Annotated in this window: 29 protein-coding genes; 14 read left to right on the forward strand and 15 right to left on the reverse strand. The window is 59.9% G+C overall.

Annotation, left to right across the window (positions count from 1 at the left end):
• Positions 1 to 31 precede the first annotated feature (31 nt).
• Complete coding sequence (locus tag K7H22_RS14030; protein WP_230801495.1) at positions 32 to 733, reverse strand: M48 family metallopeptidase; 702 nt, start codon at positions 731 to 733, stop codon at positions 32 to 34.
• A gap of 158 nt (positions 734 to 891) precedes the next feature.
• Here K7H22_RS14030 and K7H22_RS14035 point away from each other — a divergent pair, with 158 nt between their 5' ends.
• Positions 892 to 1,128, forward strand: a complete 237-nt coding sequence (locus tag K7H22_RS14035; protein ID WP_230801496.1) for a hypothetical protein — start codon at positions 892 to 894, stop codon at positions 1,126 to 1,128.
• Positions 1,129 to 1,150: 22 nt separating this feature from the next.
• Here K7H22_RS14035 and K7H22_RS14040 read toward each other — a convergent pair whose 3' ends face one another.
• Positions 1,151 to 1,405: a DUF167 domain-containing protein gene (locus K7H22_RS14040; RefSeq protein ID WP_230801497.1), complete on the reverse strand. Its 255-nt coding sequence runs from the start codon at positions 1,403 to 1,405 to the stop codon at positions 1,151 to 1,153.
• Positions 1,406 to 1,457: 52 nt separating this feature from the next.
• Here K7H22_RS14040 and K7H22_RS14045 point away from each other — a divergent pair, with 52 nt between their 5' ends.
• From K7H22_RS14045 to K7H22_RS14055, 3 genes are all read left to right on the forward strand, one after another.
• Positions 1,458 to 2,579 carry a class II histone deacetylase gene (locus K7H22_RS14045; protein WP_230801498.1) on the forward strand — a complete coding sequence of 374 codons (1,122 nt, stop codon included), beginning with the start codon at positions 1,458 to 1,460 and terminating at the stop codon, positions 2,577 to 2,579.
• 90 nt (positions 2,580 to 2,669) lie between these two features.
• The gene (locus K7H22_RS14050) at positions 2,670 to 3,248 is read left to right on the forward strand and encodes a nitroreductase family protein (RefSeq protein WP_230801499.1); all 579 of its coding nucleotides are present in this window, start codon (positions 2,670 to 2,672) and stop codon (positions 3,246 to 3,248) included.
• A gap of 1 nt (position 3,249) precedes the next feature.
• The gene (locus K7H22_RS14055; RefSeq protein ID WP_230801500.1) at positions 3,250 to 3,966 is read left to right on the forward strand and encodes an EI24 domain-containing protein; all 717 of its coding nucleotides are present in this window, start codon (positions 3,250 to 3,252) and stop codon (positions 3,964 to 3,966) included.
• 12 nt (positions 3,967 to 3,978) lie between these two features.
• On the opposite strand, the gene K7H22_RS14060 is transcribed toward K7H22_RS14055, so the two are convergent.
• Together K7H22_RS14060 and mce are read right to left on the reverse strand one after the other, a co-directional pair.
• Positions 3,979 to 4,254, reverse strand: a complete 276-nt coding sequence (locus tag K7H22_RS14060; protein WP_230801501.1) for a DUF1467 family protein — start codon at positions 4,252 to 4,254, stop codon at positions 3,979 to 3,981.
• A complete protein-coding gene (mce, locus tag K7H22_RS14065; RefSeq protein ID WP_230801502.1) occupies positions 4,254 to 4,658 on the reverse strand; it encodes a methylmalonyl-CoA epimerase in 405 nt (134 codons plus the stop codon). The genes K7H22_RS14060 and mce overlap by 1 nt, the downstream gene beginning before the upstream one ends.
• Before the next feature lie 209 nt (positions 4,659 to 4,867).
• On the opposite strand from mce, the gene K7H22_RS14070 reads away from it, so the two are divergent.
• Together K7H22_RS14070 and K7H22_RS14075 are read left to right on the forward strand one after the other, a co-directional pair.
• Positions 4,868 to 5,584 (forward strand): response regulator, encoded by a 717-nt coding sequence (locus tag K7H22_RS14070; RefSeq protein WP_230801503.1) that lies wholly within the window; start codon positions 4,868 to 4,870, stop codon positions 5,582 to 5,584.
• Between the two features lie 150 nt (positions 5,585 to 5,734).
• Complete coding sequence (locus K7H22_RS14075; RefSeq protein WP_230801504.1) at positions 5,735 to 5,908, forward strand: hypothetical protein; 174 nt, start codon at positions 5,735 to 5,737, stop codon at positions 5,906 to 5,908.
• Between the two features lie 196 nt (positions 5,909 to 6,104).
• Here K7H22_RS14075 and aspS read toward each other — a convergent pair whose 3' ends face one another.
• From aspS to bchJ (K7H22_RS14095), 4 genes are all read right to left on the reverse strand, one after another.
• A complete protein-coding gene (gene aspS, locus K7H22_RS14080; protein WP_230801505.1) occupies positions 6,105 to 7,892 on the reverse strand; it encodes an aspartate--tRNA ligase in 1,788 nt (595 codons plus the stop codon).
• Between the two features lie 86 nt (positions 7,893 to 7,978).
• Entirely contained in the window at positions 7,979 to 8,581 is a 603-nt protein-coding gene (gene bchJ / locus K7H22_RS14085; protein WP_230801506.1) for a bacteriochlorophyll 4-vinyl reductase, read from the reverse strand.
• Positions 8,574 to 10,238, reverse strand: coding sequence for a magnesium-protoporphyrin IX monomethyl ester anaerobic oxidative cyclase (gene bchE, locus K7H22_RS14090; protein ID WP_230801507.1), 1,665 nt, complete (start codon positions 10,236 to 10,238; stop codon positions 8,574 to 8,576). The genes bchJ (K7H22_RS14085) and bchE overlap by 8 nt, the downstream gene beginning before the upstream one ends.
• A 63-nt stretch (positions 10,239 to 10,301) precedes the next feature.
• Positions 10,302 to 10,928, reverse strand: coding sequence for a bacteriochlorophyll 4-vinyl reductase (gene bchJ, locus K7H22_RS14095; protein ID WP_230801508.1), 627 nt, complete (start codon positions 10,926 to 10,928; stop codon positions 10,302 to 10,304).
• A 364-nt stretch (positions 10,929 to 11,292) separates the two neighbouring features.
• On the opposite strand from bchJ (K7H22_RS14095), the gene carB reads away from it, so the two are divergent.
• Positions 11,293 to 14,622, forward strand: a complete 3,330-nt coding sequence (carB, locus tag K7H22_RS14100; RefSeq protein WP_230801509.1) for a carbamoyl-phosphate synthase large subunit — start codon at positions 11,293 to 11,295, stop codon at positions 14,620 to 14,622.
• Positions 14,623 to 14,998: 376 nt separating this feature from the next.
• Positions 14,999 to 15,637 carry a thymidine kinase gene (locus K7H22_RS14105; protein WP_230801510.1) on the forward strand — a complete coding sequence of 213 codons (639 nt, stop codon included), beginning with the start codon at positions 14,999 to 15,001 and terminating at the stop codon, positions 15,635 to 15,637.
• Here the strand turns inward: K7H22_RS14105 and K7H22_RS14110 are convergent.
• The 6 genes from K7H22_RS14110 to K7H22_RS14135 all read right to left on the reverse strand — a co-directional run bounded on the left by K7H22_RS14110 (position 15,601) and on the right by K7H22_RS14135 (position 19,980).
• Positions 15,601 to 16,722 (reverse strand): beta-ketoacyl-ACP synthase III, encoded by a 1,122-nt coding sequence (locus K7H22_RS14110; protein ID WP_230801511.1) that lies wholly within the window; start codon positions 16,720 to 16,722, stop codon positions 15,601 to 15,603. The two genes, K7H22_RS14105 and K7H22_RS14110, sit on opposite strands and share 37 nt — an antisense overlap.
• 91 nt (positions 16,723 to 16,813) lie before the next feature.
• Positions 16,814 to 17,767, reverse strand: coding sequence for a 2-hydroxyacid dehydrogenase (locus K7H22_RS14115; protein ID WP_230801512.1), 954 nt, complete (start codon positions 17,765 to 17,767; stop codon positions 16,814 to 16,816).
• Positions 17,767 to 18,105, reverse strand: coding sequence for a tRNA-binding protein (locus K7H22_RS14120; RefSeq protein ID WP_230801513.1), 339 nt, complete (start codon positions 18,103 to 18,105; stop codon positions 17,767 to 17,769). Before K7H22_RS14120 ends, K7H22_RS14115 begins: the two co-directional genes overlap by 1 nt.
• A complete protein-coding gene (gene proC / locus K7H22_RS14125) occupies positions 18,098 to 18,913 on the reverse strand; it encodes a pyrroline-5-carboxylate reductase (RefSeq protein ID WP_230801514.1) in 816 nt (271 codons plus the stop codon). Before proC ends, K7H22_RS14120 begins: the two co-directional genes overlap by 8 nt.
• Before the next feature lie 39 nt (positions 18,914 to 18,952).
• Positions 18,953 to 19,453, reverse strand: a complete 501-nt coding sequence (locus K7H22_RS14130; RefSeq protein ID WP_230801515.1) for a YbjN domain-containing protein — start codon at positions 19,451 to 19,453, stop codon at positions 18,953 to 18,955.
• Between the two features lie 281 nt (positions 19,454 to 19,734).
• The gene (locus tag K7H22_RS14135; RefSeq protein ID WP_230801516.1) at positions 19,735 to 19,980 is read right to left on the reverse strand and encodes an accessory factor UbiK family protein; all 246 of its coding nucleotides are present in this window, start codon (positions 19,978 to 19,980) and stop codon (positions 19,735 to 19,737) included.
• Positions 19,981 to 20,076: 96 nt separating this feature from the next.
• Between K7H22_RS14135 and lgt the strand changes: the two genes are divergently transcribed.
• From lgt to K7H22_RS14160, 5 genes are all read left to right on the forward strand, one after another.
• Positions 20,077 to 20,976 carry a prolipoprotein diacylglyceryl transferase gene (lgt, locus tag K7H22_RS14140; RefSeq protein WP_230801517.1) on the forward strand — a complete coding sequence of 300 codons (900 nt, stop codon included), beginning with the start codon at positions 20,077 to 20,079 and terminating at the stop codon, positions 20,974 to 20,976.
• A complete protein-coding gene (locus K7H22_RS14145; protein ID WP_230801518.1) occupies positions 20,973 to 22,046 on the forward strand; it encodes a class I SAM-dependent methyltransferase in 1,074 nt (357 codons plus the stop codon). The genes lgt and K7H22_RS14145 overlap by 4 nt, the downstream gene beginning before the upstream one ends.
• A gap of 5 nt (positions 22,047 to 22,051) precedes the next feature.
• The gene (pgeF, locus tag K7H22_RS14150) at positions 22,052 to 22,807 is read left to right on the forward strand and encodes a peptidoglycan editing factor PgeF (protein WP_230801519.1); all 756 of its coding nucleotides are present in this window, start codon (positions 22,052 to 22,054) and stop codon (positions 22,805 to 22,807) included.
• 311 nt (positions 22,808 to 23,118) lie between these two features.
• Positions 23,119 to 23,268, forward strand: a complete 150-nt coding sequence (locus K7H22_RS14155) for a hypothetical protein (RefSeq protein ID WP_230801520.1) — start codon at positions 23,119 to 23,121, stop codon at positions 23,266 to 23,268.
• 321 nt (positions 23,269 to 23,589) lie between these two features.
• Positions 23,590 to 24,540: a Hint domain-containing protein gene (locus K7H22_RS14160; protein WP_230801521.1), complete on the forward strand. Its 951-nt coding sequence runs from the start codon at positions 23,590 to 23,592 to the stop codon at positions 24,538 to 24,540.
• An 18-nt stretch (positions 24,541 to 24,558) separates the two neighbouring features.
• Here the strand turns inward: K7H22_RS14160 and K7H22_RS14165 are convergent, their stop codons facing one another.
• Positions 24,559 to 25,059 (reverse strand): Lrp/AsnC family transcriptional regulator, encoded by a 501-nt coding sequence (locus K7H22_RS14165; RefSeq protein WP_230801522.1) that lies wholly within the window; start codon positions 25,057 to 25,059, stop codon positions 24,559 to 24,561.
• 209 nt (positions 25,060 to 25,268) lie between these two features.
• Here K7H22_RS14165 and trxB point away from each other — a divergent pair, with 209 nt between their 5' ends.
• Positions 25,269 to 26,213 carry a thioredoxin-disulfide reductase gene (trxB, locus tag K7H22_RS14170; protein WP_230801523.1) on the forward strand — a complete coding sequence of 315 codons (945 nt, stop codon included), beginning with the start codon at positions 25,269 to 25,271 and terminating at the stop codon, positions 26,211 to 26,213.
• Positions 26,214 to 26,250 lie beyond the last annotated feature (37 nt).

A 26,250-nucleotide genomic window follows, 5' to 3' on the forward strand; every position in this document is an offset into this window, starting at 1 on the left:
AGCGCAGCAAACTAAGCAGGTAAGGCGACGGTCAGAGGCCAGAGGCGACGCGCTGCACTGTTGCAACGCGTGCGGCATTGGGCGGATGACTGCCGAGGAAACGGTCGCCCGGATCGGGGATGCGATTGAAGAATTCGGCACCGCGCACGGGGTTGAACCCCGCTCTTGCCGCAAGGACCGTCCCAAGGGCATCGGCCTCGAGTTCGAATTCCTTGGAGTAGCTACGCGCCCCGACGGTCGCGCCAAGCTGCTGCGCCGAACGGATCGCATTGACATCTGCACCCGTCAATGACGCCAGACCAGCGAAAACCACAGCACCGGCAGCGGCATTTTGTTGCTGGCGCGGAATATGGCCTTCGATGTGATGTGCGGCTTCGTGGGCCATGACAAAGGCAAGCTCGTCGTTATTTTGCATGTCGCGCAACAGCGCCACGGTAAAGCCGATGACCGGGCGACCTGCATTATCCAGCGTCTGGAACGCATTCGGCGCCTGTCCCGGCCTGTCATCGACCACGATCTGGAAATCGCAATTCCCGCTCCTGACGCGGCGGCATTCCTGCTCGGCCACGGGGCGCACCCTGTCGGCCACCTGCGCGAAGCTGCGGGGCGTCACGGCCCCGGTTACCGGCGCACCGGCTTGCGATGGCGCGGCCGGACGCGGCGCGTCGGGCAAATCCATCGGGCTGACACAGCCTGCCAGCACCAACGTAGCGGTCAGAACAAACCAGCGCATGCAATTTCCCTTTCGAAAACGGTAGCATCATCTTTAGCAGCAGTTGCGCGCGGCGCCAGACCTGCTCACGCGCAGTTGACTGCGCCATGGCACGGCTTGTCTGCAATCACGCCCATTGTCGGGCTTGCATTGGCTGTTTCCCGCCGTAAGCTGGGACCATGTTTACCATAGAGCACGAATTTGACGCCACCGTGATCACCCTTGTCGACGAGGGCGAGCAGCATTTGCAGGAAGACGTGATCGTCAATGCCTTTGAAGACTGCGTGACGATTGAACAATTCGATCCGCGACTTGAGCAGGTGCAGAAGATCAACCTGTCCATGACGCAGATCCGCGATTTGGCGGCCGCGCTGAACCTGCCGGAAGGCGTCTATCACCTGCGCGCCGCCGACTAGGGCCGAAAAGGTCTTGCGACACTCAGTCCAGACGAAACAGCTTGTCGCGGGATGCGGCCCCGCGCAGCAGGACAAGACGGCTTTTTGCAACCCCCAAAGCACGGGCCAGCAGCACCTGCGCCGCCCGTGTGGCGCGCCCGTCTTCGGGCGGTGCCGTGACATGGATGCGGATGCAACCGGCCTCTGCCGCGATCCGGTCGCGCGCCGCCCCCGGCGTCACACGCACCGCGATTTCTGCCCCTTCAAGGGCCAGATGTACCAATGCACCCTTGTCCATCCTGCGCCTTTCGGTTCTCTTCTGGCAGCAAGAAGAAGCAAACGGAGCAAGAATGACAACTGCGTTTTACTGGGATGAGCGGTGTTTCTGGCATGCGGGCGGGAATTACGCTCTGACCCTGCCACTGGGCGGATTGGTGCAACCGCTGGCGGCAGGGGGCTTGCCCGAAAACCCCGAGACCAAACGGCGCCTCAAGAACCTGATGGATGTGACCGGCCTGTCAGACGCATTGGACCAGCGCCGCGCGGATCATGCCAATTGGGAAGATCTTGCGCGCGTACACCCCGAGGAATTCCTGCACCGTTTCAAGGATCTGTCCGATCTGGGCGGAGGAGAGTTGGGGCTGCGGACGCCATTTCTGAAAGGCGGGTTCGAGATCGCGGCACTGTCGGCAGGGCTGGCCAAGGCCGCTGTTCTGGCCGTGTGGGAAGGGCGCAGCGACAATGCCTATGCGCTGTCGCGTCCGCCGGGGCATCACTGTCTGCCCGACTGGCCCAACGGGTTTTGCCTTCTGAACAATATAGGCATTGCCATCGGCGCGGCGCGGGCGGCAGGACATGGCGGCCGGATTGCTGTGATCGACTGGGACGTGCATCACGGTAACGGAACCGAAGCGGTATTCTATGGTCGCGCCGATGTGCTGACCATCAGCCTGCATCAGGAACGGAATTATCCCACCGATACAGGCTTTATCGAGGATCGCGGACGGGATGCGGGCCTTGGCTTCAACATGAATATACCCCTGCCGCCGGGCGCAGGGCATGCAAGCTATCTCGAGGCGATGGAGCGGATCGTGCTGCCCGCGCTCGATCAGTACCAGCCTGACATGATCATCATCGCCTGCGGCTATGACGCCGGCTGTTTCGACCCGCTGGCGCGGATGCTGGCCACGGTGGATACGTTCCGCGAAATGACGCGGCAAGTGATGGATGCCGCCGACCGTCTGTGCGGGGGGCGTCTGGTGATGGTACATGAGGGCGGGTATTCCGAAGCCTATGTGCCGTTTTGCGGTCATGCCGTGTTGCAGGAATTGGCCCGAAGCGACATCGACGCGCCTGATCCGATGGCAGCGATCGTCGCTGCCCGCCAACCCTCGGCGCGGATGGATGGGTTTGTCAGCACATTGATCGGCGAGATGGCCGATATCCTACTGCCACTTCCTGCCACGCCTTGAACCGGACGCACGAAACGACGACATAGATCATGCCAGCCAGTCCGCCCTGTGGACCCAGCGAACTATGGACCAAAGGCCAAAGGACACCTTATGCCCGATCCCAACCCCGCCGCACTTGATTTCCTGCTGACACGTCGTTCGCGTCCGGCCAAAACCCTCGGTCTGCCGGTCCCCACGCCCGAACAGTTGACGCCGATCCTGACGGCTGCCGCGCGCAGCCCCGACCACGGCAAACTGGAGCCTTGGCGCTTTATCGTGTTTGAGGGCATCGCCCTGCGGCGTCTGGGCGATGAGGCCCGCGCCTGCGCCAAGACGCGCGGCCTGGACGCGGAGCAGGCGGACAAGGGCGCGCAACAGTTCGAGACCGGCCATCTGGCAGTGGCTGTGATCGAGGTGCAAAAACCCTCTGAGAAAATTCCGGCGCTAGAACAGACATATGCGGTCGGTGGCGTTTGCCTAGCACTGCTAAATGCGGCGCTGGCCAGTGGTTGGGGGGCGAATTGGCTGTCCGGTTGGCCCAGCCATGACCGCAGCTTCATGGCCGATGCCTTGGGGCTTGCCGCGTATGAACGCGTTGCAGGCTTCATCCATATCGGCACCGAGACCAGCGCGCCGCCGGACCGCCCGCGCCCCGATCTGTCACAGATCGTGACATGGTGCAGATCCTGACATGGCATTTGCTCTGACTCTGGGATCTTTTGTCAAGGCAGTCGGTCAGATCGGCGACCGCCGCCTTTCGCGGGTGTTCTGGCTGGGGATCGTCCTGAGCCTTGTTCTGCTGGCGCTCGCTTCGGCGGCGGTACAGGCGCTTTTGCTCTGGTGGGCGGGGGACGGCGTCACCTTGCCCCTAGTCGGCGAGGTCACATGGTTTGCGACACTGGCCGCATGGTCGGGGCCGGTCGCGATGATCTTGTTTTCGGTGGTGCTGATGGTGCCTGTCGCCTCGGCCATGTCCTCGCTGTTTCTGGATCGCGTGGCCGATGCTGTCGAGGCGCGGCATTATCCGCAGGCCGGCGTCGCCACACCTGTCTCGTTTGTGGACAGCCTTCTTGATTCCGCCGGTTTTCTTGGGGTGATGATCGCCGCCAACATCGTGGCACTGGTGCTCTATGTGATTTTCTCGCCGGTGGCCCTGTTCATTTTCTGGGGCCTGAACGGCTATCTGTTGGGGCGCGAGTATTTCACGCTGGTCGCAATCCGACATTTGGGCCGTGTGCGGGCCATCGAGATGCGAAAGCGCCATAACGGGACGATTTGGCTGGCGGGTGTTTTGATGGCGATGCCACTATCGGTACCTTTGGTCAATCTGGCGATCCCCGTGCTTGGCGCCGCGACCTTTACGCATATCTACCACGGCCTGCGCCAAAACGCAGGGCATCCTGTTTAACGGCCAAAGCCTTCAGCCGCGCGGTTCCATCCGGTTGAACCAGTCGATGTCGCGCACCGTCAGCATGCCCGACACCAAAACATAGGCTATGATCACCCAAAGTGCGGCTGACACAGCCGTTGTGATCAGTGCCTTTTTACGCAGATTCGGTTCATGCGGCGCACCGGCATGGGTGCCCGGCACGATCTGGCCCACATCGCCTTGGGTTTTCAGCCGGATCGGGATCACCACTAGAAAGGTCAGAAACCACAGCACAGCATAGAGAACGAGGGCGGATGTGATGCCCATCAAACCTGCTCCAACTCGACCAGACAGCCGTTGAAATCCTTGGGATGCAGGAACAGAACCGGCTTGCCATGCGCGCCGATCTTGGGCTCGCCCGAACCAAGCACACGCGCGCCTGTTTTCTTCAGGTGGTCGCGCGCTGCAATGATATCGTCCACTTCATAACAGACATGATGCATCCCGCCCGATGGGTTCTTGTCCAGAAATCCCTGTATCGGGCTGTTCTCGCCCAAGGGGTATAGCAATTCGATCTTGGTGTTCGGCAACTCAATAAAGACGACCGTCACACCGTGATCCGGCTCGTCCTGTGGCGCGCCTACTTTTGCGCCGAGCGCATCGCGATACTGTGCTGCGGCGGCCTCGAGATCGGGCACGGCAATGGCGACATGGTTAAGACGGCCGATCATGGGCAACTCCTGTGGTTTAATTCCTGTTTGGCTGGTTATGGGCTGCATGGAGATTTTAGGCAAGATGGTCGGGGGCGGCATGGGCGCGCAGGGGCAGGTGCAGCGACGCGACGTTTGCACATCCGTGTTAACCCCCTCTTAGGGATATGCGGTCCAGTCTGGGGTCTGAGTCGGCATCACGATCACCCTGATACAGAAGGATGGACCAAATGGACGACAGGGACCCGTTTCACAGTTTGCCTATTCCCTCGGCGGCGCGTCCGCTGCTGGGCCTGACTGTCCTGCTGGTTGAGGACAGTCGTTTTGCATCCGAAGCAATGCGCCTTTTATGCATGCGATCAGGCGCGCGCATTCGTCGGGCGGATTGCTTGCGCTCTGCAAGGCGGCATTTGCAAGTTTACCGCCCTTCCGTGCTGATCGTCGATCTGGGTCTTCCAGACGGTTCCGGCGCCGATCTTATCGCCGAGGCAGATCAGACAGCCCCCCGTATCGACCTGATCCTTGGCATCAGCGCCGATGATCAAGCCCGCGACATCTGCATGAATGCGGGTGCCAACGGATTTCTTGACAAACCACTGCAATCCCTCGCTCTGTTCCAGAAGGAAATCCTGCAACATCTGCCCCCCGAACGGCAGCCTCCCGGGCCGCGCCTGCTTTCGGATGAGGTTATAAGCCCTGATTCGGTGGCCTTTCGTGACGATGTGGCCCATGTCGCCGATCTGATCGGATCGGGTGCGGATGATACCGTTCTGGACTATGTCACCCAGTTTCTCGAAGGCGTGGCTGACCTTGCAGGCGACCGGCCATTGCTGGCGGCCAATCACTCGCTGCGGCGCGCACGCGCCGCGGGCCAGCCTCTGCGCTCGGATCTCGCGCATCTGTCAGGGCTGTTACAGGACAGATTGGCCAACCGCGTGGCAATCTGATCCGCGCTTTAGGATGTTTTCGTACAAAGATGAAAAACACAGTTGCAAAGCGTTTTCTGCACATAGTTTCCACCCAAAAGCGCCGTATTTGCAGTGCACGCAGGTTCCAGCGTTCATTGGTGGCGCTGGGACTGCGGAAGGAATTTGTCGATGGTCGTTTTTGCCAAACGCTTCATACGCGCTGAATGCGGTGCCGTGACAGTAGACTGGGTTGTTCTTGTGGCGGCTGTCATCTCGCTGGCTGTCGCCGCATTTTTTGCGGTCAAGACAGGCACAATGGCGCTGGCCGATGAAACATCCACCTATGTGTCAGACCGGATATAATATAATTTCTGGCAGGGTGACGGGCGGGCGGAAACTGCCTGACCCGCCTTGCCGAAACGCGCCGAAAACAGCGCGACAAACTGATCTGACGGATTGCACCATCCTGTTCATATAGAAAGAGCGGGGCACACAAATATGCCCCACTCTATCATTTTCTCAACTTTCCAGCTGCGAAATGCGACCGCAAAGGGTGAAATCACTCCTGCGGGATAACGCGCAGGTTGAGCTCCATCAATTGCTGGCTCAAAGGCTCGCTCGGCGCGCCCATCATCAGGTCTTCGGCGCGCTGATTCATCGGGAATAGGATCACCTCGCGGATATTTGCCTCGTCCGCCAGCAACATCACGATCCGGTCGATCCCAGCGGCGCAACCTCCATGCGGCGGCGCACCATATTGGAAGGCGTTGACCATCCCGCCAAAGCGTTTCTCGACCTCGTCCTTGCCATAGCCTGCGATCTCGAACGCCTTGAACATGATCTCGGGCTTGTGGTTCCGGATCGCACCACTAACCAGTTCGTAGCCGTTGCAAGCCAGATCATACTGGAAACCGCGCACGGCCAGCGGATCACCCATCAGCGCGTCCATTCCACCCTGCGGCATGGAGAAGGGGTTATGCTCGAAGTCGATCTTGCCGGTTTCCGCGTCCTGTTCGTAGATCGGGAAGTCCACGATCCACGCAAAGGCGAAACGCTCCTTGTCGGTCAGACCAAGCTCTTCACCGATCACGGTGCGCGCTTTGCCCGCCACACCTTCGAACTGCTTGGGCTTGCCGCCGAGGAAGAAGGCCGCATCGCCGATGCCAAGACCAAGCTGCTGGCGGATCGCCTCGGTCCGCTCGGGCCCGATATTCTTGGCAAGGGGGCCTGCGGCCTCCATGCCTGATCCGTCCTCGGCCTGCCGCCAGAAGATATAACCCATTCCGGGCAATCCTTCCTTCTGGGCGAAAGCATTCATCCGGTCGCAGAATTTGCGGCTGCCGCCTTTTGGCGCAGGGATGGCGCGGATCTGGGTGCCCTCCTGCTCCAACAGTTTGGCGAAGATGGCAAAACCCGAGTCTGCGAAATGCTCGGACACGACCTGCATCTTGATCGGGTTGCGCAGGTCCGGCTTGTCGGTGCCATACCACAGCGCGGACTCCTTATAGGAAATCTGCGGCCAGTCGGCGGCTGCATCGACCTTGCGTCCGCCGCCGAACTCTTCAAACACACCTGCAATCACGGGCGAGATCGTGTCGAATACGTCCTGCTGGGTGACGAAGGACATTTCCATGTCCAACTGGTAGAAATCTGTAGGGCTACGGTCAGCGCGCGGGTCTTCATCGCGAAAACAGGGTGCGATCTGGAAATACTTGTCAAAGCCCGACACCATCAGCAACTGCTTGAACTGCTGCGGCGCCTGCGGCAAGGCGTAGAACTTGCCTGGATGCAGGCGCGACGGCACCAGGAAGTCGCGCGCGCCCTCGGGCGAGGACGCTGTGATGATCGGGGTCTGATACTCGCGGAAGCCCTTGTCCCACATACGCTTACGCATCGAGGCGACCACGTCCGAGCGAAGCACCATGTTGCGCTGCATCGCGTCGCGGCGCAGATCAAGGAAGCGGTAGCGCAGACGTGTTTCCTCGGGATATTCCTGATCGCCGAACACCATCAGCGGCAATTCCTTGGCGGCCCCCAGCACTTCGATATCGCGGATAAACACCTCGATCTCGCCGGTCGGAATCTTGGGGTTTACGAGTGCCGCATCGCGCGCCTTCACCTCGCCGTCGATGCGGATGCACCATTCGGATCGGACTTTCTCGACCTGCGCGAAAACGGGACTGTCGGGATCGCAGAGGACCTGTGTGATGCCGTAATGGTCGCGCAGATCAATGAACAGCAAGCCCCCATGATCGCGCACACGGTGGACCCAGCCGGACAGGCGCACGGCGGCCCCAACATGAGAGATGTTCAGATCGGCGCAGGTATGGCTGCGATAGGCATGCATGGGGCGGTCCCTTCGGGGCAAATGAGTTGGCCCGATACACCGCGCCTGCGCGTGGAAGTCAAGGGATCAGCCCGATTTGCGGCTTTTCATGCGATATCGTGGCGGATCTCGAAGCGGCAGGCCGCGTGGCCAGTAGCGCAACAGCGCGGCTCGTGGCAGGTGAGATGCGGATGAACGAGGGTCTGAAAGAGCCGTGTGAAGACGCCCCGATGCCAGTCGCAAAGTGGATGATCGGCGACTTCGCCTTGCACAAGCGGGTTGGCGCGCAACTCGAAAATCAGCGGTGACACGACCAGAAACTGTCCCGATCCGGCAAAGGTCCAAGCATTGCGGGCGATGGCCGTCGACAACAGGCGCGCGGACAGCTGCCAGGGCAGTATTTTCAGCAGCCTTTGCGCCGCAGCCGGAATGCGGTGGGCAAGGATATAGTCGCCCGTGGCAACGCCCGCCTGCCCGCCAAGTTGCGCGGCCAGATCTGGCCGGTCATGGCGCAAAGCCTGATGCAGTCGTGCGACGGGGCGTTCCGGAATCATGTCTGATCCGTCAGGCAACACCTCAAGCCCTGCGCGGGTCATGAGCATGTCGCGCCACACGGCCCCGCCCGTTCTGTCCAGAAGCGGGACCAGTTGCAGCACAGCGTTCGGCCCGATCAGGCCAGCGCCATGGTTGGCCTTCTCCTGCTCAGACATCTTCCATCTGTTGCGAGCCGCCGCCACAGGCCTTCACCTTGGCCCCGTTGGGCATTTTGAAACCCTTGGCGCGTTCGGCTGCCCGTTCCTTGCCTTGCGCGCGCAAAGCCGCGCGCCGTTCTGCCGCGCGGGCGGCTTTGTCGGCGCTGGCGTCCCAATCCTCCATCTGCGCCTCGGCAATGGTGCGGGTCTCGTCAAAATGGAAATCAAGGTTGTTCTTGGATTGCGGCCCCGTATAGCCGACCTTGCCAAGATCATAGAAAGTGCGCGCAAAGCCTGCTTTCATGAACGCCTTGAGGCAGCCCAGAAGATAGCGCCGCCGGAAGCCCGTGCCGCGCCACGGGTAATGAAACAGAGCTTTTTTCAGATAGAAGCGGCGGTAGTTATTCATCACCCCGTCCAACAGTTCGCCCCGCGTCATGGCGGCGGGTTTCATGATGGGGGTGACGAAGTTGTAGCGGCTGAAGTCGAACACCTCGACCTGATCCTTCAACTCCTGAAACAGCGGCGTGAAGGGCCATGGGGTATACATGGCCCAGTTGGCCAGATCGGGCTGCCAGTCCCATGCCATTTTATAGGTCTCGTTCAAGGTCTCGGGGGTTTCATTATCAAGGCCCACGATGAATTGCGCCTCGACCAGGATATCGGCCTCGCGCAGCAAGCGGATCGCGGTCTTGTTTTCCTCGACCTTGGTCTCCTTGTTGAAGATATCCAGCTTCATTTGGGCTGCGGCCTCGGTGCCAAGGCTGACATGGACCAGTCCGGCCTTGCGATAAAAACCCAGTAATTCGCGGTCACGGTAGATATCGGTAACGCGGGTGTTGATGCCCCATTTCACGCGGTCGGGCAGGCCACGGTCGATCAGTTCCTGACAGAATTCGATGAACTTCTTGCGGTTGATCGTGGGTTCTTCATCCGCGAGGATGAAAAAGCCCACCTCGTGGTTGTTTACCAGATCTTCGATCTCGTCCACGACCTTTTTGGGGTCGCGCACACGGTAGTCGCGCCAGAATTTCCACTGCGAGCAGAAGGAACAGGTAAAGGGACAGCCGCGCGCCATATTGGGGATGGCGACACGGGTGTTCAGGGGGATATACTTGTATTTCTCCCATTCCAGAATGGACCAGTCGGGGCTGATCCCGTCCAGATCCCTGACAGTGCTGGCGGCTGGTGTTGCCACGATGTGGTCGCCCTCGGCAAAGGCGATACCCTTGACCTTATGACGGTCGGCAGGCCATCGACCATCCTCGATCGTCAGCATCAACTCGGTCAGGATCTCCTCGCCCTCGCCCCGCACGATCACATCGACCCAAGGCGCCTCTGAGATGACCTGTTTATACATGAAAGTCGCATGCACACCGCCCAGCATCCGCACCGCGTTCGGACAGTGTTCCTGCGCCAACTTCAGCACGTCTTCGGCGCGGTAGATCGACGGGGTGATCGCCGTAACGCCCACAACATCGGGCTGGATCGCGGCCATCCGCGTGGCCAAATCGGCATCGCCGATATTGTCGGTCATCGCGTCGATGAAATGGATATCGTCAAAACCCGCCTTGCGCAGGCTTCCCGACAGATAGGCGACCCAAGCGGGTGGCCATGTTCCTGCAATCTCGGCCCCGCCCGAGCGGTAATTGGGGTGAACGAAAAGAATACGCATGGCCGACTCCCTGTTACTTTCAGGAAATCTGACATATTAAGTGTCAACTTAAATTGACACAGATCAAGCTGTGTTTAGCACCGGATCCATGCTCAGGCGGAACCGGCAGGCATCGGCGCCGGTGGCCATGCAGCTTGTCTCGACACAGCTTAATCGGCTATGCGCCATGCGGCGGAAAGTGTGTTGCAATAATTCCTCATGCCAGGCGCAGACCGGACCATTGCTGCGCTCGCCCCGTATCAAGGGGTTGTCGATCATCTGGAACTCGCTGGTGCTGAGCAGGCTGAACTTGCCCGATCCGCTGAAAGTCCATGAATTCTGCGCTGCGTTGCGGCCCAGCATCCAAACGGCCATACCCCATGGCATGCCCGACAACAGCAACCGCGCCCGTGCCGGAATCCGGTTCTGCATCAACCAATCGACAGCATCACGCGCCGCCTCGCGCTGAATCGCCTCGGCCAAGTCGGGATATTCACGTCGCAAGGACTGGTGCAGAACCGCCACCTGCCGCTCGCGCACCGGTTCGCCGGGTTTGGGAAGCTGCGTGAACCGCGCCTCATCCAGAAGTCTAGCGGCGGTATCCTGCCCCAGTCTCCGTTCAATCGCAGCCACCAGCGGCAAAACGGTTTGCGACCCCATCATGCCCTTGCGGCGCGGCGCGCGCAGCAATCCTGCGGTCGGCGCGGTCATTTTGTGATCGCCTGCTGCTGTGGTTCGGACCGTTTCATTCTTATTCCTTCTCTCCTGGTTCCGCGAAGGGACGGGAAAGCACAAAGTTTAGGGCGCAATAGCCGTAAGAAGGAAAAAGTGGCGTCGCAACGCTTACTGTGACCCAAACCTGTCAATGAAAGTTGACATAAGTATCACGCTGCCGCGAAACAAGTGCTGTTGGCAGATGCGTGCAAGCATGTGGATTTGGCTGCCAAACAGGGCTTGCGCCGCAACTCGGGATGTCTATAACCCACGAGAATTTGCGCGCGGGGCTGCCCCCCGTGACGCCAAGCTGCCGCGCAGGCTCTGCCTTCTCAACGTGCCGCGCCACAAGGGGACCGACATGCCAAAAAGAACCGATATCTCGTCCATCATGATCATCGGAGCCGGTCCCATTGTGATCGGACAGGCCTGCGAGTTCGACTATTCCGGCGCACAGGCGTGCAAAGCTTTGCGCGAGGAAGGGTACCGCGTCATCCTTGTCAATTCGAACCCTGCGACGATCATGACTGATCCGGGCCTAGCGGACGCCACCTATATCGAGCCGATCACCCCCGAAGTCGTCGCCAAGATCATCGAGAAAGAACGGCCTGATGCGCTGCTGCCCACGATGGGCGGACAGACGGGATTAAACACTTCGTTGGCTCTGGCCGATATGGGCGTGCTGGAGAAGTTTGGGGTCGAGTTGATCGGTGCCAATCGCCAAGCTATTGAAATGGCAGAAGATCGCAAGCTGTTCCGCGAGGCAATGGACCGGATCGGGTTGGAGAACCCGAAGGCAACGATTGTCGCGGCGCCCAAGAAAGAGAACGGCAAATTCGATATCGCCGCCGGTGTGAAACAGGCGCTTGAGGCGCTTGAGGATATCGGCCTGCCGGCCATCATCCGCCCTGCATTCACGCTGGGCGGCACGGGTGGCGGCGTCGCTTATAACCGCGACGATTACGAATATTACTGCCGCTCGGGGCTTGAAGCCTCGCCGATGGCGCAGATTCTCGTCGATGAATCCCTTCTGGGCTGGAAGGAGTTCGAGATGGAGGTCGTGCGCGATCGCGCCGATAATGCGATCATCGTCTGTTCGATCGAAAACGTCGATCCAATGGGCGTGCATACAGGCGATTCGATTACCGTGGCCCCTGCCCTGACGCTGACCGACAAGGAATACCAGATCATGCGGAACGGCAGCATCGCCGTACTGCGCGAGATTGGTGTTGAGACCGGCGGCTCCAACGTGCAATGGGCGATCAATCCTGCGGATGGGCGCATGGTCGTGATCGAGATGAACCCCCGCGTGTCGCGGTCCTCGGCTCTGGCGTCCAAGGCGACGGGTTTTCCGATTGCCAAGATCGCGGCGAAGCTGGCGGTGGGTTACACGCTGGACGAGTTGGACAACGATATCACCAAGGTGACACCTGCCAGCTTCGAACCGACAATCGACTATGTCGTGACCAAGATCCCGCGCTTTGCTTTCGAAAAGTTCCCCGGCAGCCAGCCCAACCTGACCACAGCGATGAAGTCCGTGGGCGAGGCGATGGCGATTGGCCGCACGATCCACGAATCGCTGCAGAAGGCGCTGGCGTCTATGGAAACAGGCCTGTCCGGTTTTGACGAGGTCGAGATCGAGGGCGCGCCTGAAAAGTCTGCCGTGATCAAAGCCATCTCCAAAGCAACGCCCGACAGGATGCGAACAATCGCGCAGGCTATGCGCCATGGTCTGACAGATGACGAAATTCACGCGACCACCATGTTCGATCCGTGGTTCCTTGCCCGTATCCGCGAGATCGTTGACGCGGAGGACGAAGTACGTCGCAACGGGCTGCCTGTCACCGAATACGGTCTTCGCAAGCTCAAGATGATGGGGTTCACCGATGCGCGTCTGGCCAATCTGACGGGCCGCACCGAAGCCAATGTCCGCCGCGCGCGCCAGAACCTTGGTGTGAACGCCGTGTTCAAGCGCATTGACACCTGCGGCGCAGAGTTCGAGGCGCAGACGCCCTATATGTATTCCACCTATGAAGCCCCCGCGATGGGCGATGTGGAATGCGAGGCACGGCCTTCGGATCGCAAGAAAGTGGTGATTCTGGGCGGCGGTCCCAACCGGATCGGTCAGGGCATCGAGTTTGATTATTGCTGCTGCCACGCCTGCTTTGCCCTGTCGGATGTGGGCTATGAAACCATCATGATCAACTGCAACCCCGAGACCGTGTCGACCGACTATGACACCTCGGATCGGCTTTATTTCGAGCCGCTGACCTTCGAGCATGTGATGGAGATTCTGCGGGTTGAACAAAGCAACGGCACCTTGCACGGCGTGATCGTGCAATTCGGCGGCCAGACCCCTCTGAAACTGGCCAATGCGCTTTATGAAGAAGGTATTCCGATCCTTGGCACGACGCCGGACGCCATCGACCTTGCTGAGGACCGCGAGCGGTTCCAGCAGCTTGTCCAGCGTCTGGGTCTGAAACAGCCGCGCAACGGTATTGCATCCACCGACGCGCAGGCGCTGGCGATTGCCGAGGATATCGGCTTCCCGCTGGTGATCCGCCCCTCTTACGTGCTGGGGGGGCGCGCGATGGAGATTGTGCGCGATATGGCCCATCTTGAGCGATATATCCGCGAGGCGGTGGTCGTGTCGGGAGACAGCCCAGTCCTGCTCGACAGTTATCTGTCCGGCGCCGTGGAAATGGATGTGGACGCGCTTTGCGATGGCAAGACCGTGCATGTCGCCGGCCTGATGCAGCATATCGAAGAGGCGGGCGTGCATTCCGGCGATAGCGCCTGTTCGCTGCCCCCCTATTCGTTGCCGCAGCGCATCATCGACGAGGTGCACAAGCAGACCGAAGCGCTGGCGCTTGCCCTTGGTGTTGTCGGTCTGATGAACGTTCAATTCGCCGTCAAGGATGATGAGGTCTATCTGATCGAGGTCAACCCGCGTGCCTCGCGCACCGTGCCTTTCGTGGCAAAAGCCACCGATAGCGCGATTGCGTCCATCGCCGCGCGCCTGATGGCTGGCGAGCCGATGGCGAATTTCCCGCATCGCGGCCCCTACCCCAAGGATGCAAAACCCGGCACCCTGCCAATGGCAGATCCGCTGACGCTAGCAGATCCTGCAATGCCCTGGTTCTCAGTCAAAGAGGCGGTGCTGCCCTTCGCCCGCTTCCCCGGTGTCGATACGATCCTGGGCCCTGAAATGCGCTCGACCGGCGAGGTGATGGGCTGGGACGTGTCCTTCCCGCTCGCCTTTCTCAAGGCACAATTGGGTGCCGGCACCGACCTGCCACGCGAGGGCCGCGTCTTTATCTCGATTCGTGACGCCGACAAGACCGCCGACATGATCGAGGCCGCGCAGATCGTGACAGCCCTTGGCCTGCAGATTGTGGCAACAAGAGGCACAGCTGCATGGTTGCAGGAAAATGGCGTGACTTGCGAGGTCGTGAACAAAGTCTACGAAGGTCGTCCGAATATCGTGGATATGCTGAAAGACAGTGGAATCACGCTGGTTATGAACACGACCGAAGGCGCGCAGGCAGTCGAGGACAGTCGTGAAATTCGCAAAGTGGCGCTTTATGACAAGATCCCTTATTTCACGACCGCAGCGGGCAGCCATGCGGCAGCACTTGCCATGCGCGCAAGAGAAGAAGGCGATTTTACGGTCATGCCGCTGCAAGGCTGAAACCAGTTTGGTCAAGGCCAGGTATCTTTAGATACAAGGCTGCACCCGAAATATTTTTGCGACGTCAGATTTGTTGCGTAGCGGTAACAAGGGTGCGAACTTGTTGCGCGCGACTTAATTTTTTTGTCCCGCAATCAATGGTTGGATGCTAGTTCTTCTGCATCTGCACGCTGTGGCAGACATACGAGTGGCCTTGATTCTCCGTCAGGGCATCGTTTTGGTCCGTCGCGTTTCTATCCTTGGAGAGGATAGAGCCAGAGTTTCTGGCAGCAACGCGGCGGACTTTGAAAAGCCACATTCCTGAACCCGCATTTCACCCCTCCCGAACGCGCCAATGTGCTTGTCTTTGGCCGGCCTCCCGGACTAGACCGGCCAAATGGCAAAGCTCTATTTTCATTACTCCACTATGAATGCAGGCAAATCGACTGTCCTGCTACAGGCTTCGCACAACTACCGAGAGCGGGGTATGGAGACCTATCTGTTGACTGCACAGGTGGATGGCCGCGCCGGTCGAGGGCGTGTCGCCTCGCGCATTGGAATCGGTCAGGAGGCTGACACATTCGCCCCCGGTGACGATCTGTTTGCGCGCCTCAAAGATAGAATCAGGCAGGCACCTGTGGCATGCGTCTTCATAGACGAGGCGCAGTTTCTGGAACCCGCGCAGGTCTGGGATCTGGCGCGGGCTGTGGATGATCTGGGTCTGCCCGTCATGTGCTATGGATTGCGGGTGGATTTCAGGGGCCAATTATTCCCCGGATCGGCCACGCTACTGGCGCTTGCGGATGAATTGCGCGAAGTGCGGACGATCTGTCATTGCGGGCGCAAGGCGACGATGGTCGTCCGCAACGATGCCGAAGGGCGCGCGCTACGCGACGGCGCACAGGTGCAGATCGGCGGAAACGAAACCTATGTCAGCCTGTGCCGACGCCATTGGCGCGAGGCGGTGGGCGATTTGCCGCATGGGACGGCTTGGGCGGATCAGACCCGTTTGATCAGCACCGATCCGACGGAATAGCCTGCGCCAAAAGAACAGATCAACCCCAGATCGCCTGACTTCAGATCCGCCGAATGCTTGGCAAAGGCAATGATGGACCCTGCCGAGGATGTATTGGCGTAATCCTGCAAGATATTGGGCTGCTCGCCCGGTGCCGGTTCGCGGCCCAACACCTTGCGACCGATAAAATCGTTCATCGACTTGTTGGCCTGATGTAGCCAGAGGCGACAGAGTTGGTCCGATCCGACACCCTCTGCCGCGAGATGGGCGAGGATGTGTTCGGACACCATCGGCACCACCTCCTTGAACACTTTGCGCCCGTTCTGCATGAACTGCATGTCCCGCCTGTCTGCCGTGCCATCTGGACGCGAGCGGCGCAAAAAGCCGTTATTGTTGCGTATATTGTTGGAAAACTGGGTGGCGCAGCGGGTAGACAGCACCTTGAAATACCCGTCTTTCGCGTCCTCCTCCCGCTCGATCACCGTGGCGGTGCAGACATCGCCAAAGATAAAATGGCAATCGCGGTCGCGCCATTCCAGATGGCCTGAACAGATTTCGGGGTTGACGACAATCGCACGGCGGGCCGATCCGGACCGCACCATATCGGAGGCCGCCTGAATCCCGAAGGTGGCCGAAGAACAGGCAACATTCATGTCAAATGCAAAGCCGCCTGCGCCCAGAAGCTGTTGGATCTCAACCGCGACGGCGGGATAGGCGCGTTCCATGTTGCTGGCCGCACAGATGACCAGATCAATATCCGCCCCAGTCAGTCCTGCCATTGCAAGCGCCTTGGTGCAGGCATCCAATGCCATTTCGGCCATGACGCCGGGTTCGTCATCGCTGCGCTGGCGCAGCAGCGGATGCATCACTGTGGGGTCCAGAATGCCCGATTTATCCAGCACATAACGCTGCTCGATCCCCGACGCCTTGAAGATGAACTCGGACGAGGAGTGATCCTTGGCCATGACTGTTCCTGCCGCGATCTCGTCCGCGTGTTCGGCATTGAACATGTCCGCATAAGCGTTGAAGGCGACAACCAGTTCGTCATTGGTGATGGTTTGGGAGGGCGTAAACACCCCTGTGCCGCTGATGACTGGCTGGTACATGACAAAACCTCTCTGAATGGTGACCCAGATCATCCCAGTGCGGCGCCTAGGTCAAGCCCCCGTCCCTTTGCCGTTCCGGTGACAGCGCACGCTATACGGGGTTGGGAAGCGGCTCTCCGGCGAAATGTGCGGCCAGATTGTCCAGCACAAGCTGTCCCATTGCCTCTCGCACCTCAAGTGTCGACGTGCCCAGATGCGGCAACAGCGTCACATTATCAAGCTGGCGCAAGGCCGGCGGCACCTGTGGCTCAAACTCGTAGACATCAAGCCCCGCCCCCCCGATGCTGCGCGCCTGTAGGGTGGTGATCAACGCTGCCTCGTCGACCACATCGCCGCGCGCGATATTGACCAGATGGGCATGGGGTTGCATCGCCTCAAGCACCTTTGCGCCGATCAGGTGGCGCGTCTCGGCACCGCCCGGCGTGGCGATCACAAGGATATCCACCGCCGCCGCCAGATCGGTCAGGCTGTCCATCTGCCGTGCCGGAAAATCAATCGTCTTGGGGGAGCGGTTGAAATAGCGCACCTCCATCCCGAAACCGAAATGGCAACGCCGCGCAATGGCCTGCCCGATCCGCCCCATGCCGACGATACCGACGGTCTTACCCGTCACATGCAGGCCCAGCATCTGCGTCGGGTGCCAGCCTTCCCACGCGCCCGAGCGCACCAGACGCTCGCCCTCGGCGGCGCGACGCGCGCTCATCAGGATCAGGGTCATTGCGGTATCGGCTGTGGCGTCGGTCACGGCACCGGGCGTGTTCGTCACCTTAACCCCGTGCGCGCGCGCTGCGTCCACGTCGATATGGTTGATCCCTACCCCGAAATTCGCAAGGATCTTGCAGCGGGGCCGCCCAAATTCAGCAAAAATCTCGGCCGAAAACTGATCCCCGAGCGAGGGCATGATCCCGTCATAAAGCGCAAGGGCAGACCGCATTTCCGCAGGTGTCATCGGCGTTGTCTTGTCGCGCAATTCGACGTCGAACATGGCCTCGGCGGCGGCAAGGATACTATCCGGCAAACGGCGGCTGATCAGAACCTTGGGCATCAATGCATCCTTCCGCCAAGTGGCACTTCCAGATCGGGCGACAGCAGCACGATCCCGTTTGTTGCGTCCGATACGCCCAAAACCAGCACTTCGGACATGAATTTACCGATCTGGCGCGGCGGAAAATTGACCACGGCCATGACCTGTTTGCCGATCAATCCGTCCGGTGCGTAATGCACCGTGATCTGTGCCGAAGTCTTCTTCTCACCAAGCTCAGCGCCGAAATCGACCCAGAGCTTGATCGCGGGCTTGCGCGCCTCAGGGAAAGGTTCGGCGCGGGTCACGCGGCCTACGCGGATATCGACCTTGAGAAAATCATCATAGGTTATTTCAGCCACGGGACAGTTCCTTGGATCGTTCGGTCGCAGCGGTGATAGCGCGATCAAGCAGTGAAGGGAAACCCGTCTTGGGGTCCATCAGCACCTCAAGCGCCGCCTGCGTAGTGCCGTTCGGACTGGTGACATTGATACGGAGTTGCGCGGGGGTCTCATCTGCTTCCTCGGCCAGCGCCCCTGCGCCTGCGACAGTCGCCCGCGCCAGTTGCAGCGCGAGACCGGGGGATAGCCCCTGTGCCTCGCCAGCGGCGGCCATCGTTTCGATCAGATGAAACACATAGGCAGGGCCAGAGCCGGACAAGCCCGTGACCGCATCCATCTGCCCCTCGGTTTCAAGCCGCACGACCTGCCCCACGGCGGAGAGCAGGTCTTCCGCCAGATCCATCTGTGCCTGACCCGCATGGGCATTGCCGATGATCGCGCTGATACCGCGCCCCACAGCGGCGGGAGTATTCGGCATCGCGCGGATGATGGGTGTCTTTGCGCCCAAGACCTCCTCGAAACGCGCAATAGATGTACCTGCGGCAACCGAGACAAACAGCGTGTCGCCATTTCCCACCGCGGCCAGAACGGGCAAGGCATCGCCCATCATCTGGGGTTTGACAGCGACGATCACGATTGCAGGCGTATCCGGCAGGATCGCGTTGATCTGCACCCCTGTGCCGCGCAACCAATCGGACGGGTTGGGGTCGATGACCCAGACGCCGGACGGGGCCAATCCGCGCTTGAGCCAGCCTGCCAGCATGGCCGACCCCATCTTGCCACAGCCCAGAAGGACCAGCCCCCTGCGTCCAAGCTCTGTCATATCCATGTGAAATCCCCCTTGGCTGTCTCGCGTCGGGGGGTAGTGTTACGCGCGCCCGTAAGCCTCTGCAATGGCGACCTGGATCGCATCGGCCGGCGACCGTTCGCCCCAGACGACCAGTTGGAAGGCCGGATAAAAGCGCTCGGCATTCATCACGGCCGCGTTGATCAGCGTGTCGATCTGTTCAGGGCTAGCCACCTGTTCGCCCGACAGCACCAGCCCGTAGCGCCAGACCATCAGCTTTTGCGCGGCCCAGAAGGTAAAGGAGCCGTTCCAGCACTGATCGTTGACGGCGTTCAGTGTCTCGTAAAGTTGCGGCAAACGCGCCTCGGGCGGCTCCATCTCGAAGGTGCAGATCAGGCGCAGGGTTTCGTCATAGCTGGACCATGCCAGTGTGATCGAATAGGTCCGCCACTGCCCCTCAACCGCCATGGCGATCTGGTCCTGACCGATGCGGTCAAAATCCCAGTCGTGATATTCGGCGATATTTTCGACGATGTCGATGGGGTGAATGTCATCTTCAAGGTAATGCTCGGATAGTGCCATGACGCCACCTCTCTGCCTGTAGCTGTCGGGCTTTATATTGCCTCAACTGCTAGGTGCCTGCTCAAAGGACGGAGGCTATTCCACTCGTCCCTACAAGATATGGTGGTCGCGTCGCTTTGTTCTGTAAAGCAATATTTTGGGGATAACCCCAATAAGGTGTGGATGAACCGTGTATTATGACAGCATCTTGATCAATGCAGCGGCATCGGGGGCGTGCACACGAAAAACGCGCACCCGTTTCGGGGTGCGCGTAGCTTGTCCGGCGTGGCAATTCGCGGCTATTATTTGGCCTTGGTTTCCAGCGAATCCAGACGCGCCTTCAACGCGGCATTCTCCTCGCGCGCTTTCTGCGCCATGGCACGCACGGCGTCGAATTCCTCACGCGTGACAAAGTCGCGATCGGCCAGCCAGCGGTCGATCATGGATTTCATCGCGGTTTCGGCCTCGTCCTTGGCGCCCTGTGCCACGCCCATCGCATTTGTCATCAATTGCGAGATATCATCCAGAATTTTGTTGCGCGTCTGCATTGCGGCTCTCCAACGTTACCTTTACGCCCTATATGGGCTGCGAATTAGCAGTTCACAAGGTTGACCTCCTTCCAGCCCCGAGGCACACAGACGCAGATGCGCGCAATGATCCCCTTCCCCGAATTCTCGCCCGAAATTTTCTCGATTCCCGTCTTCGGTTTCGAACTGGCGCTGCGCTGGTATGCTTTGGCCTATATCTTTGGGATCGTGATCGCGTGGCAGATCACGATGGCCGCAATCCGGCGTCCCGCACTGTGGCGCGGCAATATCCCCCCGATGACCAAGGCACAGATCGAGGATCTGCTGACATGGATCATCATCGGCATCATCGCGGGCGGACGGCTGGGCTTTGTGCTGTTTTACCAGCCTTCCTATTATCTGGCCAATCCGGCGCAGATTCCGATGGTCTGGCAGGGGGGCATGTCCTTTCACGGCGGATTTCTGGGCGTCGTAATGGCCGCGTGGATATTCACCGCGCGCCACAAGATACCGCGTCTGGCCGCTGCCGATGCCATCGCTCTTGGGGTGCCTGTCGGCTTGATGCTGGGACGTCTGGCCAATTTCATCAATGCCGAGTTGTGGGGACGCCCCACCGATCTGCCGTGGGGCGTGATCTTTCCTGGCGCTGCGGCGCAGGATTGCTTTGGCGTCGTCGGTGTTTGCGCTCGACACCCTTCGCAGCTTTATCAGGCAGGTCTCGAAGGCGCTGTTTTGCTGGGTGTCTTGCTGTGGCTGGCGTTCCGGCGTGATGCGCTGAAGGTTCCGGGACAGATCACAGGGGTCTTTGTGGCGGGCTACGGGCTCGCGCGCTTCGTGGTAGAATATTTCCGGCAAGCCGATGCCCAGTTCATCACCTTCGACAACCCGATGGGCTATGTCATCCGGTTGGGCGAGGCCGGCATCACGATGGGTCAGGTCCTGTCGCTGCCCATGGTAGCTGCGGGCCTTGTCCTGATCCTGCTGGCGCGCCGCAGGGTGGCTGCAGTTCCGGCATGACACCGTTAGCGCAGCATATCGCCGCGCGCATTGCCACGGACGGGCCTATCTCGATTGCGGATTACATGGCCGAGTGTCTGTTGCATCCAACACTTGGCTATTACAGCACCCGCGATCCGTTCGGCGTGGCGGGTGATTTTATCACCGCACCCGAGGTCAGTCAGATGTTCGGGGAGTTGATCGGCCTGTCGCTGGCGCAGGCTTGGCTTGATCAGGGGGCGCCCGCACCATTCACACTGGCCGAGCTCGGACCGGGGCGTGGCACGTTGATGGCCGATATCTTGCGCGCGACGCGTATCGTGGCGGGATTTCACGACGCAGCGCAAGTGCATCTGGTCGAGGCATCCGCGGTGCTGCGCGCAGCACAAGAGCGGACGCTTGCGCCCTTGATCAGACCTGACCCGGCAACCTGGCACGATAGTGCCGACACCCTGCCCGAACAGCCGCTGTTTGGAGTCGCGAACGAGTTTTTTGATGCATTGCCGATACGGCAATTCCTGCGTGATGGCGACGGATGGCGGGAAAAACGCGTGGGGCTTATCGCGGGAAAGCTGGCTTTAGGCCTAACCGACGCGACACCGCAAGGCGCGCTGGATCACAGGCTGGCAGATACCCGCGACGGTGATCTGGTTGAACTGTGCACCGCCGCGCGCCCTGTCATGCAAAGCATCGGTGCGCGGATCAACGATCATGGCGGAACGGTTTTGATTCTTGACTATGGCGACTGGCGGTCACTGGGCGATACGCTGCAAGCACTGCGCAATCATGCCGCCTGCGATCCGCTAGACAGCCCCGGACAAGCCGATCTGACCGCCCATGTCGATTTCGAGGCGCTGGTCGCCGCCAGCCCTGCCCCGCACAGCCGCCTGACACCACAGGGCGTGTTTCTGGAACGCCTTGGAATTACGTCCCGCGCACAGAGCCTTGCGGCCAAACTGTCGGGCAAGGCGCTGGAGACACATATCGCTGCACATCGCCGCTTGACGCATCCGCAGGAAATGGGGACGCTCTTCAAAGTGGTGGCCCTCTTTCCGCAGGGTGCCGCCCCACCGCCCGGACTGGAACCATAGCACAAATGACCTTGGAAATACTCACATCAGAGGCGTTGATGCCCCTCAGACACGGGTTCTTTACCCGTCGCGGCGGTGCATCCTCGGGCGTGTTTCAGGGGCTGAACTGCGGTCCTGGCTCCTCAGATCAGGCGGAAATCGTTGCGATCAACCGTGCCCGTGTGGCGCAAGCGATGGAGGTTGCACCGGAGTCCCTGGTGACGGTGCATCAGGTCCATTCCCCTGAGGTCGTCCATATCGCTGGTCCCGTGGCGGAAAAACCGCGCGCCGATGCGATGGTCACCGCCACGCCCGGCATTGCGCTTGCGATCCTCACAGCAGATTGCCAGCCGGTGCTTTTCGCCGATCCCGTGGCGCAGGTTATCGGTGCCGCACATGCAGGGTGGCGCGGCGCGCTGGACGGTGTGCTGGAAGCGACAGTGGCCGCGATGGTGGAACTGGGCGCCGACCGCGAGAACATTACCGCCGTCATCGGCCCAACGATCAGCCAGAGCGCCTATGAGGTCGGTCCCGAATTTCTGGACGACTTTCTGGCCGAGGATATTCGGAACACGCGTTTCTTTGCCCAAGGCCAAGGCGACCGGATGATGTTCGATCTGCCATCTTACGGATTGCACCGCCTGCGCGACGCTGGCGTGGGACACGCGGACTGGACGCGCCATTGCACCTATGCCGATCCAGACCGCTTTTTCTCTTATCGCCGGACCACCCATGCAGGCGAGGCTGATTACGGGCGGCTGATTTCGGCGATCCGGTTGTAATTTGGCGATTTCGCCACATTTCCGGCACGCACCTTGCGCCCTTCCCGCAACAATGAATGCGAAACATCTGATACTGTTTCCAGAAATCCGCTTAAAAACAGTATATTTCAAGCAATTTGCGCCACTTCCGTGACGTCGAGCCCGCGCATCGACCTGCGCTGACAGGCCGCCATAACAATGCCACAGAAGCGGACAAAACAATGCCGTATTGATCGGGCATATTGTTTCTTGATTGGCCGACATGCGCCGCAACGACCGGATCAGAACCTTAGGGTCCGGACAACAAGATCAAGGGCAGGAGAGACACAAGAATGAAAAACAAGCGCTGGATGAAGTCGGTGATCGAAACCGCAAAAAGCACAACCGTCGCCGGAACATCCCTGCCGTGGCAGCGCGGAGGAACGCGGGCCGCAATGATCGTGAAGCGCCACAGCCCCTTGAAAGCTGTCCGCAGCGCCTGACACAGATTACCGTTTCAGCATCAGGCCGCCCCCGCACGGGCGGCTTTTGCATGTCCGGTTCTGAAATGGCACGGTTTTTGCACCAATGTGCGCAAGATTCCCTGATCGAATCGAATTGTGGCAACTTTGTCCGAAAGCTCGAAACAAAACTGTGCTTGCAACCATGATTGGCGTTGTTCCAAAAAGGATTAGTCGTCGTTTTTGACAAAGATGGCGAAAATTGGCCATACAAAACGCACTGAATTCGATCTGAAACAACAGTCCTTTCAGTGTTGTCGGTGGGGGCCGACACGATTGCGACGCCAAATATTGGTGAACCGTATGGCATACGATGCCCCCTCTGCCAGATTTCCGGCGGTTGAAAAAACCACCCATGGAATCACACTTCCGAAAGGGATGATGAAGGCCGCGCAGCCTCTGCCAAATGCGCGCGACGCATCCGTCCAGATCAAAACCCATTGCGAAACGCCGCGTCGCGCCACAGTGCCCGCGCGGGTACTGACAGCCGTTCCGCCGCAGCAGATGCGACGCGCGACGCTGCCCCAGGCCGTGACAGAGCCGCGCAAGCCGCCAGTGATGCGCCGCTACGAAGTGAGCTATCTGACATCAGATGGACATATCGACAGCAGCCGCCATGTGGCCCCGGCCACAGCGCAGTTCGAATCCGCTTTTTCCGCTTTTGCCCGCGGCACTTTGCTGACCACGTCAAACGGGCTTTGCGCGATCGAGGATCTGGTCCCCGGAATGGAGATCGAAACGTCCGGCGCTGGTCGTCGTCGTGTCTTGTGGATCGGCTGCATGACGATCCTACCCGATGCCCCTGTCGACACGCCAGACCAGACCCGCATGACCCGCCTGATGGCTGACACGTTCGGATTGGGCCGTCCCATGGCGGATGTCATGGCAGGCCCCGGCGCGCGCCTGCTGCACCGTCCCGCCGCCCTGCGCGGGCTGGACGGAACCGGTGCACGTTCAGGTCAGGTCTTCACACCGGTTGCCGATTTTGAGGACGGATCGCGCGCGATCAGGATCACGCCACCCCGCCCTGTCACGGTCTATCACCTATGCCTTGACCAGCACGCGGCGATCAAGGTGGCAGGCATCGACATGGAAAGCTATCACCCCGGTCCGGGGCTTGAACAGCGTATGGGCCCCAATACCGTGGCGCTGTTCCTGTCACTGTTCCCGCATATCCGCAATCTCGAGGATTTCGGACCGCTGGCCTTTCCGCGCGCAACGCTGGAAATGCTGGACAACCTGTCAGCCGCTTGAAGCGACGGAAGTGCGGCGTCAGGCCGACCGGTTCAGCCGCGCTTCCAATATGTCGAATGGCACGCCGGGATCATCCTTGGCGCAGCGGATCACCAGGCTGGTCTTGACGCTGGCAACATTGTCCGCAGCGGTCAGTTGTTCGGTCAGGAAAGACTGGAACGTGCTCAGATCGGGGGCCACGCATTTCAGGATGAAATCGACCTCACCATTCAGCATATGGCATTCACGCACCAGCGGCCAGGCGCGGCAGCGTGCCTCGAAAGCGCTCAGATCCGCCTCGGCCTGGCTTTGCAGCCCGACCATCGCAAAAACCTGCACCTCGAAGCCCAGTTCGCGCGGATCGACCTTGGCGTGATAACCACGGATGAACCCCGCCTCTTCCAAGGTGCGGACGCGGCGCAAGCAGGGTGGTGCGGAAATGCCGACGCGCTTGGCTAGTTCCACATTGGTCATGCGGCCATCAGCTTGCAATTCCGCCAGAATTTTCCGATCAATCGGATCAAGCCGCGTTCCGGCCATGTGCCTGCTCTCCTTGAAGACGGTTTCTTATAGCACTGCCATCAGCACACGCAATATTCTTTCAACATGACGCAAGATCATTGCCGACAGGCTTGTTCCCAAGCATCAGTTGCAAAGCCAGACCCAAAGCCCGCCAAAGGGGTTTCCGCCCTGACATTGCGGGTCTATATGCAAGGTTGACACAAGATTCAAACGGCAAAGGTGGCCCCATGGCTGAGACACGACATACCAAGGTTCTGATCATCGGCTCAGGGCCTGCGGGCTATACGGCAGGGGTCTATGCCAGCCGCGCGATGCTGGAGCCTATCCTTGTGCAAGGGATCGAACCGGGCGGCCAGTTGACCACAACAACCGAAGTCGAAAACTGGCCCGGCGATACCGAAGTGCAGGGCCCCGATCTGATGGTGCGGATGCAAAACCATGCCAAGGCGATGGGCTGCGAGATTATTGGCGATATCATTGTCTCGCTCGATACCACTGTGCGCCCCTTCGTGGCGCGCAGCGATAGTGGCACGATCTACACGGCAGATGCGGTGATCCTTGCCACAGGCGCGCGCGCCCAATGGCTGGGCCTCGCGTCCGAAGATGCCTTCAAAGGCTTCGGCGTATCGGCATGCGCCACCTGCGACGGGTTCTTCTATCGCGGTCAAGAAATCGTCGTGATCGGTGGCGGCAATACTGCGGTCGAGGAAGCGTTGTTCCTGACCAATTTCGCGTCAAAAGTCACCCTGATCCATCGCCGCGACACCCTGCGGGCGGAAAAGATCCTTCAGGACCGTCTGTTCAAGAACCCCAAGATCGAAACTTTGTGGTTCCACGCGCTGGAAGAGGTTGTTGGCGAGGATAATCCCAAAGGCGTCACAGCCGTGCGCGTCAAACATGTCGATACCGGCGCCATTACCGAAATTCCGTGCAAGGGTGTCTTCGTGGCCATCGGTCACGCCCCCGCCAACGAACTGGTCAAGGACGTGCTGGAATTGCACAATGGCGGCTATGTCACCGTGAAACCCGGCAGCACCGAGACATCGATTCCCGGAATTTTCGCGGCAGGCGACCTGACGGATCACAAATACCGTCAAGCCGTAACATCAGCCGGAATGGGCTGCATGGCGGCGCTGGACGCTGAACGCTTTCTGGCCGAACATCTGGAATAATCGACCAAAGCCCTGCAAAAATGAATCACATTGGTCC

It is taken from the genome of Seohaeicola saemankumensis, from assembly GCF_021021435.1.
In the GTDB taxonomy this organism is placed as follows: domain Bacteria; phylum Pseudomonadota; class Alphaproteobacteria; order Rhodobacterales; family Rhodobacteraceae; genus Seohaeicola.